Source organism: Kitasatospora sp. MBT63, from assembly GCF_000710465.2.
Lineage (GTDB): Bacteria > Actinomycetota > Actinomycetes > Streptomycetales > Streptomycetaceae > Kitasatospora.
Genome location: NZ_JAIZ01000334.1, coordinates 1 through 1,210 on the forward strand (window position 1 = coordinate 1; position 1,210 = coordinate 1,210).

General features: G+C 78.9%; 1 pseudogene. It reads left to right on the forward strand.

Annotated features, from left to right (window positions below):
• A pseudogene (locus tag AA75_RS49545) lies at window positions 1-1,210 on the forward strand (helix-turn-helix transcriptional regulator); the annotation flags it as partial.

A 1,210-nucleotide genomic window follows, 5' to 3' on the forward strand; every position in this document is an offset into this window, starting at 1 on the left:
CTACGCCTCGGCCCCCGCCACCGCCGCCCGCTGGCTCGGCGCCGCGCTGGCCGCCCTTCCGGCCGCCGGGCCCGGCGCCGAACACCGGGTGGCGCTGGGCCTGGACCGCTGCCGGGCGCTCACCGCCGCGGGCCGCCTGGAGGAGGCCCGTACCCTCGCCCACGAACTCCTGCGCACACCCGGCGGCCTGCCCGAACCGCGCCGCACCGCGGCCCTGGCCGCCTGCGTCGAGGTGGAGCGCCTGCTCGGACGCTACGCCGAGGCCGACGCGATGGCCCGGACCGTCATCGACACCCTGCCCCGGCCGCTGCCTGCCCCGCTGCCTGCCGACACCGTCCAACTGGTCTTCGACCACGGCCTGGTGCACGCCCTGCGCGGCACCGCGGCCGAGGTCCGCACCCTCGCCCACGAGGCCGCCACGGCCGCCGCCGGATCCGACCCCGACGACCGGACGGCGCTGCGCGTCCTGGCCGCCTTCTGCGACAGCTACGCCGGTGACCTCACCCGGGTCGGGCCCGAGGTCGTCCGCTGCGGGCAGTTGGTCGACGCCCGGCCCGACACGGTGGCCGGCCGGGCCCCCGAGGTGCTGGCCCTGCTCGGCTGCGCGGAGCTCTACCTGGAGCGCTTCACCGACGCCCACCGCCACCTCAGCCGCGGCCTCGCCGTCGCGGGCGGCGGTGCGCAAAAGCACGTGGCGGTCAACCACCTCATCGGCCTGTCCACGCTGGAGAACTGGGCGGGCCGGCTCGACCTGGCGCAGCGGCACGCCCGGGAGGCGGAGCGGCTCGCCACCGAACTCGGCGCCCCAGACGCCGTCGGGCTGGCGATGGCGATGCGCGCCTCCGCCCTGCTCTGGACGCTGCCCGCGCGCCGCACCCCGGAGGCGGTCGCACTCGCCGAACGGGGCCTGCGGCACACCGTGCCCGGCAGCGGCTGGTGGGGCGGCTCCGCGCTCGGACTGCTGGCCCTGGCCCGGCTGGTCGGCGGGGACCCGCAGGACTGCCTGCGCACCCTGCTGGAGGGCGGCGGCGAGGACCTCGCGCTGCTCCAACCGGCTTCCCGCCCTTCGCTGTTGGCCCTGATGACGACGGCAGCGGTGCACGGCGGCGACCTCGACCTCGCCCGGCGCAGCGCCCGCGCCGCCGACGCCGCCGCCGGCGGGCTGGGCCGGCCGGCCTTCCAGCAGGCCCAGGCCGACCGTGCGGGCGCC